General features: G+C 64.4%; 14 protein-coding genes. 5 read left to right on the forward strand and 9 right to left on the reverse strand.

What is annotated here, in order from left to right; all coding sequences use genetic code 11:
• Positions 1 to 166: 166 nt before the first annotated feature.
• Positions 167 to 583: a DUF1236 domain-containing protein gene (locus IVB50_RS40760; RefSeq protein WP_026233295.1), complete on the forward strand. Its 417-nt coding sequence runs from the start codon at positions 167 to 169 to the stop codon at positions 581 to 583.
• 66 nt (positions 584 to 649) lie between these two features.
• Here IVB50_RS40760 and IVB50_RS40765 read toward each other — a convergent pair whose 3' ends face one another.
• Complete coding sequence (locus tag IVB50_RS40765) at positions 650 to 1,063, reverse strand: hypothetical protein (protein ID WP_018457074.1); 414 nt, start codon at positions 1,061 to 1,063, stop codon at positions 650 to 652.
• A gap of 300 nt (positions 1,064 to 1,363) precedes the next feature.
• Between IVB50_RS40765 and IVB50_RS40770 the strand changes: the two genes are divergently transcribed.
• Positions 1,364 to 2,635, forward strand: coding sequence for an MFS transporter (locus IVB50_RS40770; protein ID WP_085362273.1), 1,272 nt, complete (start codon positions 1,364 to 1,366; stop codon positions 2,633 to 2,635).
• Positions 2,636 to 2,673: 38 nt separating this feature from the next.
• Here the strand turns inward: IVB50_RS40770 and IVB50_RS40775 are convergent, their stop codons facing one another.
• The gene (locus tag IVB50_RS40775) at positions 2,674 to 3,498 is read right to left on the reverse strand and encodes an NAD(P)-dependent oxidoreductase (protein WP_085362272.1); all 825 of its coding nucleotides are present in this window, start codon (positions 3,496 to 3,498) and stop codon (positions 2,674 to 2,676) included.
• An 89-nt stretch (positions 3,499 to 3,587) separates the two neighbouring features.
• Between IVB50_RS40775 and IVB50_RS40780 the strand changes: the two genes are divergently transcribed.
• Together IVB50_RS40780 and IVB50_RS40785 are read left to right on the forward strand one after the other, a co-directional pair.
• Positions 3,588 to 4,565 (forward strand): SMP-30/gluconolactonase/LRE family protein, encoded by a 978-nt coding sequence (locus IVB50_RS40780; protein WP_018457077.1) that lies wholly within the window; start codon positions 3,588 to 3,590, stop codon positions 4,563 to 4,565.
• 34 nt (positions 4,566 to 4,599) lie between these two features.
• Entirely contained in the window at positions 4,600 to 4,902 is a 303-nt protein-coding gene (locus tag IVB50_RS40785; RefSeq protein ID WP_247300270.1) for a hypothetical protein, read from the forward strand.
• A 54-nt stretch (positions 4,903 to 4,956) separates the two neighbouring features.
• Here the strand turns inward: IVB50_RS40785 and IVB50_RS40790 are convergent, their stop codons facing one another.
• Positions 4,957 to 6,387 (reverse strand): aldehyde dehydrogenase family protein, encoded by a 1,431-nt coding sequence (locus tag IVB50_RS40790; RefSeq protein ID WP_085352131.1) that lies wholly within the window; start codon positions 6,385 to 6,387, stop codon positions 4,957 to 4,959.
• 208 nt (positions 6,388 to 6,595) lie between these two features.
• On the reverse strand, positions 6,596 to 8,959 hold the full coding sequence (locus IVB50_RS40795; RefSeq protein WP_247300272.1) for a transketolase: 2,364 nt from the start codon (positions 8,957 to 8,959) through the stop codon (positions 6,596 to 6,598).
• 133 nt (positions 8,960 to 9,092) lie between these two features.
• Between IVB50_RS40795 and IVB50_RS40800 the strand changes: the two genes are divergently transcribed.
• Positions 9,093 to 9,554, forward strand: a complete 462-nt coding sequence (locus IVB50_RS40800; RefSeq protein WP_014497003.1) for an Lrp/AsnC family transcriptional regulator — start codon at positions 9,093 to 9,095, stop codon at positions 9,552 to 9,554.
• A 4-nt stretch (positions 9,555 to 9,558) separates the two neighbouring features.
• On the opposite strand, the gene IVB50_RS40805 is transcribed toward IVB50_RS40800, so the two are convergent.
• From IVB50_RS40805 to IVB50_RS40825, 5 genes are all read right to left on the reverse strand, one after another.
• Complete coding sequence (locus IVB50_RS40805) at positions 9,559 to 10,629, reverse strand: zinc-binding dehydrogenase (protein WP_247300274.1); 1,071 nt, start codon at positions 10,627 to 10,629, stop codon at positions 9,559 to 9,561.
• Between the two features lie 59 nt (positions 10,630 to 10,688).
• Positions 10,689 to 11,630 carry a DMT family transporter gene (locus IVB50_RS40810; protein WP_018457082.1) on the reverse strand — a complete coding sequence of 314 codons (942 nt, stop codon included), beginning with the start codon at positions 11,628 to 11,630 and terminating at the stop codon, positions 10,689 to 10,691.
• A 185-nt stretch (positions 11,631 to 11,815) separates the two neighbouring features.
• Positions 11,816 to 12,655 carry an aldo/keto reductase gene (locus tag IVB50_RS40815; RefSeq protein WP_247300276.1) on the reverse strand — a complete coding sequence of 280 codons (840 nt, stop codon included), beginning with the start codon at positions 12,653 to 12,655 and terminating at the stop codon, positions 11,816 to 11,818.
• A 45-nt stretch (positions 12,656 to 12,700) separates the two neighbouring features.
• Positions 12,701 to 13,603 carry an SMP-30/gluconolactonase/LRE family protein gene (locus IVB50_RS40820; RefSeq protein WP_247300320.1) on the reverse strand — a complete coding sequence of 301 codons (903 nt, stop codon included), beginning with the start codon at positions 13,601 to 13,603 and terminating at the stop codon, positions 12,701 to 12,703.
• Positions 13,604 to 13,835: 232 nt separating this feature from the next.
• Entirely contained in the window at positions 13,836 to 16,541 is a 2,706-nt protein-coding gene (locus IVB50_RS40825; RefSeq protein ID WP_085362270.1) for a nitrate reductase, read from the reverse strand.
• Between the last annotated feature and the right edge of the window lie 4 nt (positions 16,542 to 16,545).

Here is a 16,545-nt window from a genome sequence, read left to right on the forward strand (position 1 = left end):
CTTCTCGCGGTGGTGCAGTTCACGCGGTAAGGGCGCGCTGGATTGCCCGCAATTGCAGGCCGCACGAGCCCATTCGGGCAATAACGCCCGCAGTCCACAACTTCCGGGGAACCTATGGTCGGCTTGGTACTTGGTCTTGCACCAATCCCCCACCATAGGAGCTGCCATGATTTGCCGTTTAGTCGGAGCCGCCGCTGTTGCCGTCGCCGTCCTGCTTCCCGTAACGACCCAGGCCCAGGGCGTTCCCGGAGGCGTCGAACGCGGTGCGCGGGATGGTGAGCGAGCGGCAGGGCCTGTCGGTGCAGTTGTGGGTGGCGTCGTCGGCGGAGTCGTTGGCGGCGTGGCGGGAGTCCTTGGTGTCGATCAACGTCCTCGCTTTCACTCCTACGTCGTCGAACAGCGGCGGCCCTCATATCAGTACCGCGAGGATGTGAGAGTCGGGGCGGTTCTTCCGGAAGAGGGCGTGACCTATTACGAGGTGCCGCCCGAGTACGGCGCCCGTGAGTATCGTTACACGGTGGTGAACGGTCGCACGGTTCTGGTCGAACCGCGAACCCACCGGATCGTTGAGATCGTCGAATAACAACCAAGGGCCGTCTTTCGAGACGGCCCTTTCGTTTGCGCAGATCTGAATCCCTCAAGTCCAGGTTCAGTACCGCCTCAGCAGACCGCGATCCACGCTGGCATCGCCATAGTCGGCGCATGCTCTCTTCGGGTTTCTGATCAGATCGGTCCGGACGCGCCTGAACGTTTTGCCGGCAGCGTCGGACACTTCGGGGCGGAATTTACCGGGATCGGAGCTCTCGCCATCGCGGGCCTTGATGGCTGCAGCATAGGCGTCGATCATCGCCATCGCGGCATCCGTGCTGCCGAGAAGTCGGGCGCCGAGCTGTACACTGCCGGCACCATTGACCTCGTAGCCGACACATCGTTGTTCGAGCACCGCGGATGCGGTGACGAGCTGGTCGAGAAACGTCGCCTCGGCGTCGCCGAGCATCGCGGCTCGCGCCGGTCCCGACATGAACAGCGTGAGCAGTACGGCGGCTGGCAATTCGATTTTCATTGTCCTGACTCGCGCTGCCGCCGTTGAGCCGTGATCGAGGCACCGATTGCCGAATTGCGGTCTCGCAAAATCGAGAGCCAGACGGCCAGAGCAACGTTGATCTGGATCAATGGCCGGAACGGCCAAAGCGAGGCTCAGGCCTTTGCGTCGCTCGCCCCGTGTGAATCGAGGCACCACGGCGGGACGGACACTAAAACTGTTTGTCAAGCCATCGAAATTTCGCAGAGCCGGAAATAAATATGGGCCGGGCTCCGGCGCCACGTCGCGCGTCCTCCTCCACTCCCTCCCAAATGAAATGCCATGACCGAACAAACCCTGACGGAGCCGATCGCCGAGCGGCAAGCGCCATCCCGAGGCTTTTCGCGCTACCAGGCGATCCTCGTTGCGCTGCTGGCGCTGGTCCAGTTCACGATCATCATCGATTTCATGATCATGTCGCCGCTCGGCGCCATCATGATGCCGGCGCTCGATATTTCGGCCGCTCAGTTCGGCGTGGCGGTCTCGGCCTATGCGTTCAGCGCGGGGATTTCCGGTATCCTGGCGGCCGGCTTTGCCGACCGGTTTGATCGCAAGCGGCTGCTGTTGTTCTTCTACGCCGGCTTCACCCTTGGCACGATGCTGTGCGCGATCGCGCCCAACTATCATCTGTTGCTGCTGGGGCGGATCGTGACCGGCCTGTTCGGCGGCGTGATCGGCTCGGTCGTGCTCGCCATCGTCACCGATTTGTTCACGCTGCAATTGCGCGGCCGCGTCATGGGTTTCGTGCAAACCGCCTTCGCCGCTAGCCAGGTGCTGGGCATCCCGGCCGGTCTTTTCCTCGCCAACCAGTGGAACTGGCACGTCGCGTTCGGCGCGCTGGTCGGACTGTCGGTAATCGGGATGACCGCAGTGATGCTCCTGATGAAGCCGGTGAACGGCCATCTCGGGCTGAAGCAGGATCGAAATCCGTTCCGGCATCTGATCGCCACGGTCTCGCAGCCGCGTTATTGGATGGCGTTTTCGGTAACGACCCTGCTGGCGACCGGCGGCTACATGCTGATGCCGTTCGGCAGCGCCTACACCGTGCACAATCTCGGCATCGACATCGTGCATCTGCCGACGATCTATCTCGTCTCCGGCCTGTTCAGCATTGTCATCGGCCCGCTGGTGGGACGCGCGAGCGATGCCTTCGGCAAATACCCCACCTTCGTCTTCGGCAGCGCCATGTCCATCGTGATGGTGCTGATCTACACCCATCTCGGCGAGGTGAGCCTGACGGTCGCGATCCTGGTCAACGTCCTGATGTTCGTCGGCATCTTCTCCCGCATGATTCCTTCGCAGGCGTTGATTTCGGCAATCCCCGAGCCGGCGCAACGCGGCTCCTTCAGCGCGGTCGGCGCGTCGCTGCAACAGCTCTCCGGCGGGCTCGGCTCCGTGCTCGCCGCCGCACTCATCGCGCAGGACGCCGACGGTACGCTCCGGCATTTCGACCGGCTGGGATACGTCGTCGTGACGACGGCGGTGATTTCCCTGATCCTGATGTACTTTGTACAGAGGCCCATCGCGGCCCAGGCCGGCAAACGCGTTGTCTAGGGCGTCGATTCCGACGCCCTGGATTTGCGAATGCGCTCCTACCGCTTGGTCCAATCGATGATGCGACTTGTGTCGCCGTCGAACTCGTTGCTGCAGAACGCGCCGCCCTGATAGTGATCGCCGACCGGATCGGGCTTCAGCTTGGCCTGCTCGGCCATCGCATGTGCCACATGATCCTCGGAGCGCCCCGTCGGACGGTAACCGAACTCGTAGGCGCGGTGGTTGTCCCACCAGGCACGCTCGTTCAGGGACACGCCGTAGAAGATCTCGAAATGAATGTCGGGATGCTCGAGCCCGATCCGGCAGAGCTGCACCAGATCTTCCGGCTTCAGCCAGATCGAGATCCGGCGATGGTCCAGCGGCACGTCGCCGAAATTGCCAATGCGAAGGCAAGTCACCTTCAGGCCATGCTTGTCAGCATAGAGCGCGCCGACCGCTTCGCCGAATACCTTGCTGACGCCATAGCGGCCGTCGGGGCGCGGGGTCACGTCGGTGCCGATCTTGTGGTGGCGGGGATAGAATCCGACGGCATGGTTCGAGGAGGCGAACACCACACGCTTGACGCCCTTGCGATACGCGGCCTCGAACAGATTGTAGCCGCCGATGATGTTGGCCTGGAGGATGTCGTTCCAGGGACCTTCGACCGAATAGCCGCCGAAATGGATGATGCCGTCGACGCCCTCGCAGATCGCCTCGCACTGCGCCAGGTCAGAGAGGTCCGCCGCCTTGAATTGTTCGTTGGGGCCGAGATCGGCGGGCGGGCGGATGTCGCTGAGCAACAGATCCGGATAGATCGGCGGCAACAGTTTTCGCAGACGCGTTCCTATCCCGCCCGAAGCTCCCGTCATCAAGATGCGCGCCATGTCTTTCCTCGCCTTTGGCAACCAATTTGCGGTCACATGTCTCTAATGATAGCAGGATTGTCCAGAGGGAACGAAACGAGAGAACCGACATGAATGAGGCATCGTCCCATCCCCAGGAGCGGCCAGGCTGGCGGCCGGCGAGCTACTATCCCGATCCGGCGATAAAGGCACTCGATCCCCGCTTCGAAAAATACTGGCTGAAACTCTCGGCGGTGGAGCGGCTGACGACCGGCCTGCGCTGGGCCGAGGGTCCGGTGTGGTTCGGCGACGGGCGCTATCTCCTGTGCAGCGACATTCCGAACCAGCGCATCGTCAAATGGGAAGAGGAGACCGGTGCGGTCTCGGTGTTCCGCAAGCCCTCCAATTTCGCCAACGGCAACACCCGGGATCGGCAGGGTCGGCTCGTCACATGCGAGCATGGCGGGCGACGCGTCACCCGAACCGAATATGACGGCAGCATCACCGTGCTGATGGACTCGTTCGGCGGCAAGAAGCTCAACTCGCCGAACGACGTCGTGGTGAAGTCCGACGGCGCGGTTTGGTTCACCGATCCCACCTTCGGCCTGCTCGGCAATTACGAGGGCTACAAGGCCGAGCCCGAGATCGAGCCGAACGTCTACAGGTTCGATCCCACGACCGGCAAGGCGACCATCGTTGCCGAAGGCGTGCTCGGGCCCAACGGCCTGTGCTTCTCGCCGGACGAGAAAATCCTCTACGTCGTGGAATCACGCGGCGTGCCGAACCGGAAAATCCTCGCCTATGACGTCTCGCCTGACGGCACCACCATCTCCAACAAGCGCGTCCACATCGACGCCGGCCCGGGCACGCCGGACGGCATGCGCTGCGACATCGACGGCAATCTCTGGTGCGGCTGGGGCATGGGCGATCCCGAGCTCGACGGCGTGGTGGTGTTCGCGCCCGACGGCGTCATGATCGGCCGCATCGCGCTGCCCGAACGCTGCGCCAATCTCTGCTTCGGCGGCGTCAAGCGCAACCGCCTGTTCATGGCCGCGAGCCAGTCGATCTACGCGTTGTATGTGAACACGCAGGGCGCGGTCGGGGGATAGTCGTCGCAGCTTCAGACCCCTCTCAGGATTCTCCATGACCGGCAAAGGTTGGATCAACATTACGGGCGAATATGGCCTAGTTGTACGTCGAGCAGCATTGGTCGAGAGAGCGATTGCCTTAGATAATCTGTTGAAGACTCTGGAGGTCGATCAACCGCTTGATCAGAGTGACGACCTATTGTCGTTCGGTCCGCATTTCGGGCGCGAAGCCCTGAAAGCGATGAGCGCACGCCTGACAGAGTTGGGTTTCATTTATCATGACGATTTCTTCGAAATTGTGACGGACTACCCGGGGTGGTGCCGCCTGAAAGCACAGGGGGCAACCGTAAGAGAATAGAAAACGCCGGAGCGGTGTCCCGCTCCGGCGTCATGTTCACCCAGGCAGTAACGCCTACGCCGCGTTGAAGCCAGCGACGGCCTTCACTTCGAGGAAGTCCTCGAGGCCGTACTTGCCCCACTCGCGGCCGTTGCCGGATTGCTTGTAGCCGCCGAACGGTGCGCTGCGATCGTTGGGCACGCCCTGCAGATTGACGTTGCCGGCGCGGATCTGCCGCCCGACGCGCTTGGCGTCCTCGACGGAAGCGCCCGTAACGTAGCCGGCAAGCCCATAGGGCGTGTCGTTGGCGATGTGCACCGCTTCGGCTTCGTCCTTGGCGCCGATGATCGTCAGCACCGGTCCGAAGATTTCTTCGCGGGCGATGGTCATGTCAGGGGTGACGTCGGCAAAGATGGTGGGACGGACATAGAAGCCCTTGTTGACGCCTTCGGGCAGGCCCGGACCGCCGGCGACGAGCGTTGCGCCTTCGTCGATGCCCTTCTTGATCAGACCCTGGATCTTGTCCCACTGGCCGCGGTTGACCACGGGACCGATGGTGGTGCCTTCGGCGCGCGGATCGCCCGCCTTGGTCTTGTCGGCGACAGCCTTCGCGATCGCGGCGACTTCCTTCATCTTCGAGGCCGGCACGATCATGCGCGAGGGCGCGTTGCAGGATTGGCCGGAGTTGTTGAACATGTGCATCACGCCGCCGGTCACCGCCTTCGTGAGATCGGCGCCTTCGAGGATGACGTTCGGCGACTTGCCGCCGAGCTCCTGGCTGACGCGCTTCACGGTCGGTGCCGCACGCTTGGCCACGTCGATGCCGGCGCGGGTCGAGCCGGTGAAGGAGATCATGTCGATGTCGGGGTGCTCGCTCATGGCGGCGCCGACCTCGGGGCCGAGACCGTTGACGAGGTTGAACACGCCCTTCGGCACGCCGGCTTCATGGAGGATTTCCGCAAAGATCAAGGCCGAGGTCGGGGTGAACTCCGACGGCTTCAGGATCATGGTGCAGCCGGCGGCGAGCGCGGGCGCGACCTTGCAGGCGATCTGGTTGAGCGGCCAGTTCCAGGGCGTGATCATGCCGACCACACCGACCGGCTCGCGCAGCACCATGGCGGTGCCGACCGGTTCCTCGAAATGATAGTTCTTGAGCACGTCGAGCGTGGTCATGAGGTGGCCGAGGCCGGCGCCGGCCTGCAGCTTTTCGGCCATCGGCAGCGGCGCACCCATCTCGTCCGAGACGGCGGCACCGATCTCCTTGAGGCGGCCCTTGTAGATCTCGATGACCTTGGTGAGCAGCGCGACGCGCTCGTCACGGCTGGTCTGGGAGAACGTCACGAACGCGCGCTTGGCGGCGGCGACGGCTTTGTCAACGTCGGCCTTGGAGCCCAGCGCAACCTCGTACATCGCCTCTTCCGTCGCCGGATTGACCACGGCGGTGGACTTCTTGACCGCGGGATCGACCCAGGCGCCGTCGATGTAGAATTGCATGCGATTGACCATAGTGAACCTCTTCTTGGGGGCTTGGAGGGGGCGTTTCGGCAGGCATCCTTGCACGAAAGCGCCGGCAATTGAACCCGCCATATGCGGGGCCAGCATTGCGGCGGACGGAGGTTATATGAGCCGATGGCGGAGGGGTGGCAAGGTCTCGATTGCCCTCGTCCTGACCTAGTGCGCAATTGCGCACGGTGGCCAGGACGACGACGGAGAACTACACCGCCATCTTTCGATGCAACACCGGCGCGCCGGTGGTGAGGCTTTCGGCCGCATCGATGATGGCGTTGGCGTCAATGCCGTGGTGGCGGTAGAGGTCTGCGATGGTGCCGGTCTGGCCGAACTGCTCGACGCCGAGCGCCTCGACGCGATGGCCGCGGATGCTGCCGAGCCAGCCGAGCGCCGCCGGATGGCCGTCGATCACCGTCACGATGCCGCAGTCGCGCGGCAGCGGTGCGAGCAGTTTTTCGATGTGGCTGAGATGCTGCACGCCGCGCCGATCACGGCGCAACTTCCGTGCGGCCGTCCATCCCGCATGCAGACGATCCGCGGACGTGATCGCGAGCAGGCCGATGTCGCGCCGGCTCTCGCCAATGAGGCCGGTCGCTTCGATCGCTTCTGGCGCCACGGCGCCGGTATAGGCGATGACGGCTTCGGCATTGGGCCCCGGCTTGCGCAACCAATACGCGCCGTCGGTGATGCCCTGTGCAAGCTCGGGCGTCATGATCCGCTGCGCCTGCTCGATCGAGCGCGTCGAGAGCCGCAGATAGACCGAGCCGCCCTCACCCGGATCGCGCTGCATGTGATTGAAGCCCCACCCCATGATCACGGCGAGCTCGTCGACAAAGGCCGGCTCGAACGAGGCAAGGCCATCCTGCGCCATGCCGATCAAAGGGGTTGCGATCGACTGATGCGCGCCGCCTTCGGGCGCGAGCGTGATACCTGAGGGGGTCGCCGCCACCATGAAGCGCGCATCCTGGTAACAGGCATAGTTCAGCGCATCGAGACCGCGCTCGATGAAGGGATCGTAGAGCGTGCCGACCGGCAGCAGCCGCTCGCCGTTGATCTGGTGCGACAGGCCGAGCGCCGAGAGCATGATGAACAGGTTCATCTCGGCGATGCCGAGTTCGAGATGCTGGCCCTTGGGCGAGAAGTCCCAGTTGAAGGTGGATGGAATTTTCTCGCTGCGGAATAAGTCCGCCTTCTCGCCGCGCGCAAACAGGCCGCGCCGGTTCACCCACGGACCGAGATTGGTCGAGACGGTGACGTCAGGCGATGTCGTCACGATGCGCTTGGCGAGCTCGCTGTCGCCGCGCGCGATCTCGTTCAGCACCAGCCCAAAACCCTGCTGGGTCGACATCTGCGGCGCCGGCTTGAAGGCAAGCTGCGACGGCACCTCGATAACAGGCGCGGTGAGCCGGCGGCCGTCCTGGTTGAACGGCACGCCCGCGAGGAAGGCGTCGAGCTCGGCGGCACTTTGCGCGAGACCCTCGTATCTGTCCCATTCGTGTCCGGGCCGGATGTTCTGGCTGTCGCGATATTTCTCCATCTGCGCGACCGTCATTAGGCCGGCATGATTGTCCTTGTGGCCCTGGAACGGCAGGCCGACGCCCTTGATGGTGTAGGCGATGAAGCAGACCGGGCGGTCGTGGTCGATGGATTCGAAGGCGTCCAGCATGCTCGCCATGTCATGGCCGCCGAGGTTCGACATCAGCGCCAGCAGCTCGTCGTCGCTGCGCCTGTCGATCAGCTTGGTGATGGGGCCCTGATCGCCGATCTCGTCGTGCAAATGCTTGCGGAACGCCGCGCCGCCCTGAAAACACAATGCGGCGTAGAGTGCGTTCGGACAATTGTCGATCCAGCGCTTCAGCGCCTCGCCGCCAGCTTCCGCAAAGGCCTCGCGCATCAGGCGGCCATATTTCACGATCACCACGTCCCAGCCGAAATTGCGGAACACGGTCTCGAACTTCTCCCAGAGGCCTTCGCGGACGACGGCGTCGAGCGACTGCCTGTTGTAGTCGACCACCCACCAGGTGTTGCGCAGGCCGTGCTTCCAGCCCTCCGCCAGCGCCTCGAAGATGTTGCCCTCGTCCATCTCGGCATCGCCGACCAGAGCGATCATCCGCCCTTCGCGGCGATCCTTCATCCAGCCATGTGCCTTGACGTAGTCCTGCACCAGCGAGGCGAACAGCGTCTGCGCCACGCCAAGGCCGACCGAGCCGGTGGAGAAATCGACGTCGTCGACGTCCTTGGTGCGCGAGGGATAGGACTGCGCGCCCTTGAAGCCACGAAAATTCTCCAGCTTCTCGCGGCTCTGCCGGCCGAACAGATACTGGATGGCGTGGAACACCGGGCTCGCATGCGGCTTCACCGCGACGCGATCTTCGGGCTTCAGCACGTGGAAATACAGCGCCGACATGATGGTGGCGAGCGAGGCCGACGAGGCCTGATGTCCCCCGACTTTCAGGCCGTCCGCATTCGGGCGGATGTGGTTGGCGTGATGGATGGTCCATGACGACAGCCACAGCGTCTTGCGGGCCAGCGCGGTCAAGGTGTCGAGGCGGGCGGTATCAACGGGCATGGCAATGCTCCCGGAAAACAGGTGCCCGATGATACCCCTGCAGGAAGCGCCAAACTTCTCAATTTTTCGCGCGCTACCAGCCAATATTGGGATAGCTTACCAATCAGCCGACAAAAACGACAGGTTCATCCCAATGCCCGACCTCGACGCCATTGACCGAAAAATCCTCGCTCTGCTCCAGAACGACAGCCGCCTGACCATGCAGGAACTGGCCGACAAGGTCGGGCTGTCGGTGTCGCCATGCCATCGCCGGGTCAAGCTGCTCGAGGAACGCGGCGTCATCTCGCGCTACATCGCGACCGTGGACCAGAAGGCGCTGGGGCTGCATGTCAGCGTCTTCATCTCGATCAAGCTGGCGCGGCAGAAGGAGGAGGACCTCAACCGCTTCGCGCGCGCGATCTCGAAATGGGACGAGGTGCTGGAATGCTATCTGATGACCGGCAATCGCGACTATCTCTTGCGCGTGGTCGCCGCCGACCTGGCCTCCTACGAGACTTTCCTGAAGACCAAGCTGACCCGGCTCGACGGCATCGCCTCGATCGAGTCCAGCTTTGCGCTCAGCCAGGTGAAATATTCGATCGCGCTGCCGGTGTAAGGCATCACGGCCACGGCTGCACGATGATCTTGGTGTGAGCCTCAGGATTGGCGAGATCGGCGAAAGCCTTTGCAACGCCGTCGATGCCGACTTCCGCCGTCACCATTGCCGCCGCATCCACCTGCCCCTCCGCGATCAGGCGCAGTGACGCCGCGAATTCGTCCGGCGTGTAGCCGAGCACATACTGGACGTTGAGCTCTTTCATGATGCCGAGCATGGGCTCGCTCCTGTCGGTCTCCATGCACACACCGACCACGACGATCCTCGCATCGCGCGGAGCGCCCTCGAACACCTGCTGCAAGAGACCGGGCACGCCAACGCATTCGAAGATGATCGCGGGTTTGAGCGCGGGCAGCAACGGCGGCCGCGCGGCCTTCTCCGCCTCCGACATCTGCGCATGCTCGGCCCAGGTCAGATAGGGCTGCGACACCCGTGGATCCACGACGACATCGGCGCCGAGCTTTGCCGCAAGCGCGCGCCGCGCCGGCGAATAGTCGGCGGCGACGATCGGATGCAGGCCCTTGAGCTTCAGCGCCGCAATCGCCGCGAGCCCGACCGGGCCGCAGCCGATCACGAGCGGCACTTCGCCGCCTCGGATGTTGGCCTTGGCGACCGCGTGAACGCCGACCGCGAGCGGTTCGGTGAGCGCGGCATGCTCCGGCGCGAGACCGTTGGGCACCTCGAGCAGCAGCGCTTCGCTCAACAGCATCGCCTCGGCATAGCCGCCAATATTGTCGTTGGAGTAACCGATGCCTTCGATGCCCTGCGGCGTTACGAGGGCTGGCAGCGAGCAGACGCGCGTGCCCGACTTGAGCTTGCGCACGGTCCCCGGGCCGAAGTCGACGATCTCGCAGCAGAACTCGTGGCCGAACACGACGTCGCGGGCGAGATCCATCGGCTTGCGGCCGGTCTTTCGCGCCATCTCCACCATACGGTGGGCGTGCTGGCGCGCGTGCAGATCGGAGCCGCAGATGCCGCAGGCGAGCGTCTTGACCAGCACCTGGCCGGGGCCGGGCTTCGGCTCGGCCATCCGGTCGACGACAATCTCACCGTTCCTGAAAATCGCAGCGCGCATCCGGCTCCTCCCGTCTTGTTGGAGCCGTCGATAGCACGAAGCGGACGCGCGAACTTGCGTCAGGGGTTCGGGGAACGCTCTTCCAGGATCAGGAGCTGGGCGCGGCGGATGCGCTCGCGATGGGCGATGTAGAGGCCGCTGGCGACGATGAAGGCCGCACCGGTGACGGTCCAGACATCAGGCACTTCGCCGAACAGGAAGAAGCCGAGGATGCTGACCCACAGCAACTGCGTGTAGGAGAACGGCGCCAGTACCGAGGCATCGCCGTAGCGATAGGCCAGCACGATGATCCACTGGCCGACGGTGGAGGCGACGCCGATCACGATGCCAAGCCCGATCGCCGTCCAGGTCGGCGTGACCCAGACGAACGGTACCATCAGGGAGAGGATCGCAACGCCCGTCAGCGCCGAATAGGCCATCGTGGTGAGGACGGCTTCACGCCCGCTCATCATGCGCGTCAGGATCAGCGCCGCGGCCCAGCAGAACGCCGAGACGATCGGGAAGAAGGCGGCGGCGTGAAACGCGCTGGAGCCCGGGCGCAGGATGATCAGCACGCCGGTCAGGCCGATCGCGGTCGCGATCCAACGGCGCATGCCGACCTTCTCGCTCAGGAAGACGATCGAGAGCGCGGTGACGAACAGCGGCGAGACGAAGCCGGTCGCGGACGCTTCTGCGATCGGCAGGAAGCTCAGGCCGGTGATGAAGAACAGCGAAGAGCCGAGCAATGCCGCGCCGCGCATCAACTGCAGGCCGAGGCGCTCGGTGCGCATCGCATGGAGCGGCGAGCCCGGCAGCATCACCGGCGTGAACATCAGCGCAAACGTCACGAAGCGGATCCAGGTGATCTCGATCGACGGCAGGCTCGACGACAGATATTTCGCGGTAACATCGGAGCAGCCGAGAAAGATCGTCGACAGCAGCACCAGCGCGATGCCTTTGAACGGGTGATCGACGCGCGCCGGCGCCCGTCGCGCCTGCGGCTTCTTTTCCGGCATGGGCATGGGAATACTGTCGAGCCTTGCGGCTGCGGCGGGCGGCGGGGTCACGGCTGGAACCTAGGAATGCGAATCGGGAATGATCGTAAAAAACGATAATTGCGCCGCTTTCACAACTTCCGAAAACAGGATGCCGATATGCGCTCACGTCCGCGCACGTCAAGACTCCATTAATAACGGGCGTTTGTGCACTACAGCATGGGCAGGCCGCGCGGCTTCGGACCGCGCGGAAACGCCGCATCGAGCGCCGCGATCTCGTCTTTCGTCAGCACCAGATCGCCGGCCGCAGCATTGTCGCCGGCATGTTCCGCGGACGACGCCTTCGGGATCGCGAACACCGTAGTTGCACGGGTGAGGAAGCTCAGTGCGACCTGGCGCGGCGTCGCGCGACGCGCCTCCGCGATGCGCGCCAGCACCGCGCCGCCCTTGCTGTTGCTCGCAGGGAAATCATCGTGGCCGAATGGCGAATAGGCGACCACGGCGACACCATGCCGTTCGCACCACGGGATCACCGCGTGCTCAATCGCGCGTTCCTTCAGATGATAGAGCACCTGATTGCAGGCGATGCGGTGTTCGCCGGCGGCGTCGAGGATCTCGTCGAGATCATCGGCATCGAAATTGGAGACGCCCCAGGATTTGATCTTGCCGGCCTTCACCAGTTCCTCGAATGCGGCGACGGTGTCCTCCAGCGGATACGAGCCGCGCCAATGCAGCAGATAGCAGTCGAGCCGATCGGTTTTCAGCCGCTTCAGCGAGCGCTCACAGGCGGTGATGGTTCCGCGGCGCGAGGCGTTGCTCGGCAGCACCTTTGACACCAAGAAAACCTCGTCGCGTCGGCCCGCGATCGCATCCCCAATGACGAGTTCGGCATCGCCATACATCTCGGCGGTATCGATGTGGGTCATGCCGAGGTCGAGCCCGCGCTGAAGCGCCGCGATCGCGCGCTTGCGATCGCCATGGTCGAGATACCATGTGCCCTGCCCGATGACGGAGACGCTGGCACCCGTTTTGCCGAAGGGTTTCGTGTTCATATTTGCTCCGATACCACTCGTTCGCTGAGGCAACCGCCGTCGCGCTCAAGAGTTCAATACGCCGATGTCAGCGACCAATACGCTACCGGTTGCGGACTCCGTGATGTAGAGCCGATCCTTCTTCGCGCCACCAATGGCGACATTGGTGCAATTCGGACCTGCACACGACTTGACCCGCGCAATCAATTCGCCGTTGGGCGCGAACACGAAGACATGGCCGAGTGAGGCGTGACCGACGAACAGGCGGCCCTTGGCATCCATTGTCATGCCATCAGGGCCGCTGGTGCCGAACAGCGAGCAGAAGCGGCCAACCTTCGACACGCTGCCGTCCTTCATGAACGGCAGCCGCCACACCGCGTTGTCGCGCGTCATCGCGACGAACAGCACGGTCTCGGTTGGATCGAGCACCAGGCCATTCGGGCTGATACCAGTGTCGATCAGGCAATCGAGCCGGCCGCTTTGCGTCAGGCGATAGACGCGGCCGCTGGGGTCATGCAGGCCGGTCTGTCCCTGGTCGGTGAAATAGATGTCGCCGTTGGACGCGAGATGCAGATCGTTGCAGCCCCGGAAAGACTCCGAGTTGCGCGAGGTCAGCACCGGCGCAATGCGCCCTGCCCTGGCGTCGAACTCCATGATGCCGTGCCTGTAGTCGGCGACCAGGATGCGGCCGTCGGCCGCGATCTTCAGCCCGTTCGGCCAGCCCTCATATTCAATCGCCAGCGACCACTCGCCGTCAGGCGCAATGCGGAAGATGCGGCCGAAGGGAATGTCGACGATGTAGAGATTGGCATCCTTGTCGAACGACGGCCCTTCGATGAAGGAATCCGTCGGCACACCGGGCCGGTTGGCATCGGCCCAATCGGTGCGCTCGCCCTTGCGGCGGAATTTGTCGGGCATGGCGGAAAAGAGCCTGGTCTCGATCAGGCGCGGCGGCGTTTCCAGGTACATCATTGTTGTTTTTGCGTGTTGAGGGCGAGAGCGCGGCACCATAGGGCACAATGAGGCGTGCGTCGATTGGGCCGAAGCATAGCGCCCCGCCCTCGCTGTCATTCCCCGCGAAAGCAGGGAATCCAGTACGCAGTGGCCTTAGCGCTTGATCACAGGCGTCTCGGCGTACTGGATCGCCCGGTCAAGCCGGGCGATGACGGCGGAGTATGCGCGACGACCGAGAAAGTCGCCCCTACCCCGCCGCGCCCGCGTGCTTGGCATGCTTCGCCGGCGCAATTTCGGTCGTCGCGATCAGGCGCTTCAGCTCGGGGATGCAGGAGCCGCAATTGGTGCCGGCCTTGAGCTTTGCGCCGATCTCGGCGGCTGTGCGCGCGCCTGCGGCGATGGTGTCGCAGATGGTGCCGCGGCCGACGCCGAAGCAGGCACAGACGACAGGACCGGTCGAAGCCGCGCCCTCGCTCGACTTGCCGGACAGCAGCATGCGCCGCTGCTCATCGGTGACGTGATCGGCCACGAACAGGCTCTTCACCACCTCCCAGTCCCCGGCATCATGCGCGGGGCCGACGAACAGGCAGGTTTCGATGCGGTCGCCGGCAAACGAGGCCGCGCGATAAACGCCGCCGCCGAGGTCGCGATAGTCGGCGACGTCCTCGCCGGCAACGCCACCGAGCCAGGCCGGCCAGCGCGACAGGTCCGCATTGTCGGCGAAGAGGTAGCCGAAGCCGCCGGTAACAGTGACGCGGGTCCACATCAGGTTCGGTGGCAGCTCCAGCTGCTTGCGCGACAACGCAAAGCCGCGGAAGACGTATTCATAAGGCGAAATCGCCGCCGGTGTCGCCTTCGACTCCGGCTGCCCCGAGAACGGATCGGTGAACGGTGCGACCAGCGCCCCGACGCGACCGTGCGAGGCGTTCATCGCACTCCAGTGGATCGGCGCGAACAGCGTGCCGCGCTGCTGGTGGTCGCTGACGACGACCTTGAGGGTGCACTGGCCGTAGTCGGTGGTGATGCGGGCATAGCCGTCATGAACGACGTTGTATCTGCCGGCGTCATCGGGATGAATCTCGACGAACGGCTCGGGCAGATGCGCGCCGAGCCGCGGGCTGAGGCCCGTGCGCGTCATGGTGTGCCACTGGTCGCGGATGCGCCCGGTGTTGAGCCGCAGCGGCCGCGACGGCCCGGTCTCGCCGCGCAGCGCCGGCACCTCCGGCGCGACGAAGCGGCCCTTGCCGTCATTGGTGAAGAACCCGCCGGCCGCGAAGAAGCGCTCGCCGGGCGCCTGGCCTTCGCGCGCGGGCCACTGCACGGGCTTCAACGCGTCGAAGCCCTCGTCGGACAGCGAGGTCAGCGCGCCGATATCGAAGTCGCGGCTGCCATCGTTCTCGAACGCCGAGAGCGCGGCGTGCTCGCGAAAGATGTCGGCTGCGGATTTGTAATTAAAACTGTCGCCGAAGCCGAGGCGTTTTGCGGTTTCGCTCAGGATCCACCAGTCCGGCCGCGCCTCGCCGGGCGCCGGCAGGAACGAACGCTGGCGCGAGATCCGGCGCTCGGAATTGGTCACGGTGCCCGACTTCTCGCCCCAGGCGAGCGCGGGCAGCAGCACGTGCGGGCCAGCATCGACCGTGTCGTTGGAGAGCACGTTCTCGGAGACCACGAACAGCTCGAGCTTCTTCAGCGCCTCGCGCACGAAGTCCGCGTCGGGCAGCGACACCGCGGGGTTGGTGCCCATCACCCACAGCGCCTTAACCTCGCCGCGGTTGATGGCTTCGAACAGCTGCACCGCCTTCAACCCTTCATGGGTGGCGATGCGCGGCGCCTTCCAGAACCGCCGCACGCGATCGATGTCCGGCGGCGTGAAGTTCATGTGTGCGGCGAGCTGGTTGGCGAGGCCGCCGACCTCGCGGCCGCCCATCGCGTTGGGCTGGCCGGTGAGCGAGAACGGCGAGGCACCGGGCTTGCCGATGCGCCCCGTGGCGAGATGGCAGTTCAGGATCGCGTTGACCTTGTCGGTGCCCTGCGCCGACTGATTGACACCCTGCGAGTACAGCGTGACGACGCGGGGCGTGTCACGGAACATCTTGAAGAAGGTGGCAACGTCCTGCTCGGAGAGGCCGGTCGCCAGTGCGGTCGCCGTGATGCTGCCGGCGATGCTGCGTGCGCGCGCCAGCGCGTCGTCAAAACCCGACGTGTTTTGCCCGATGTAGTCCTGATCCAGGGCCCCATTGTCGGCGAGGTGAACGAACAGGCCGGAGAACAACGCCGTGTCGGTGCCGGGCTTGAGGCCGAGGAACAGATCGACGTCGGTCGCGGTGTCGGTGCGGCGCGGATCGATCACGATCATGCGCGCGCCGCGCTCCTGCCGGTTCTTCAGCATGCGCTGGAACAGCACGGGATGGCACCAGGCGGCATTCGAGCCGACGAACACCAGAAGATCGGCCTGGTCGAGATCCTCGTAGCAGCCGGGCACGGTGTCGGCGCCGAAGGCGCGGCGGTGACCGGCGACCGATGACGACATGCAGAGCCGCGAATTGGTGTCGACGTTCGCAGTGCCGACAAAGCCCTTCATCAGCTTGTTGGCGACGTAATAGTCCTCGGTCAGCAGCTGGCCCGAGAGATAGAATGCGACCGCGTCGGCGCCGTCGCGCGCGACGATGTGCTGCATGCGGTGGGCGACGTGATCGAGCGCATCGCTCCAGGCGACGCGTTCGAGCACGCCCTTGCAGCGGATCATCGGATAGAGCAGCCGGCTTTCGAGCCCGACCGTCTCGCCGAGCGCCGAGCCCTTGGAGCACAGCCGGCCGAAATTGGCAGGATGATCGGGATCGCCCGCGATCGCCGCGCCGCCCTTGCCGTCTGGCGTCGCCAGCACGCCGCAGCCGACGCCGCAATACGGACAGGTCGTTTTGGTAGCGCGGAGCGTGGGATCGATCGCCGTCATATCG

The organism is Bradyrhizobium sp. 87, assembly GCF_023073015.1.
GTDB classification, from domain to species: Bacteria; Pseudomonadota; Alphaproteobacteria; order Rhizobiales; family Xanthobacteraceae; genus Bradyrhizobium; species Bradyrhizobium canariense_D.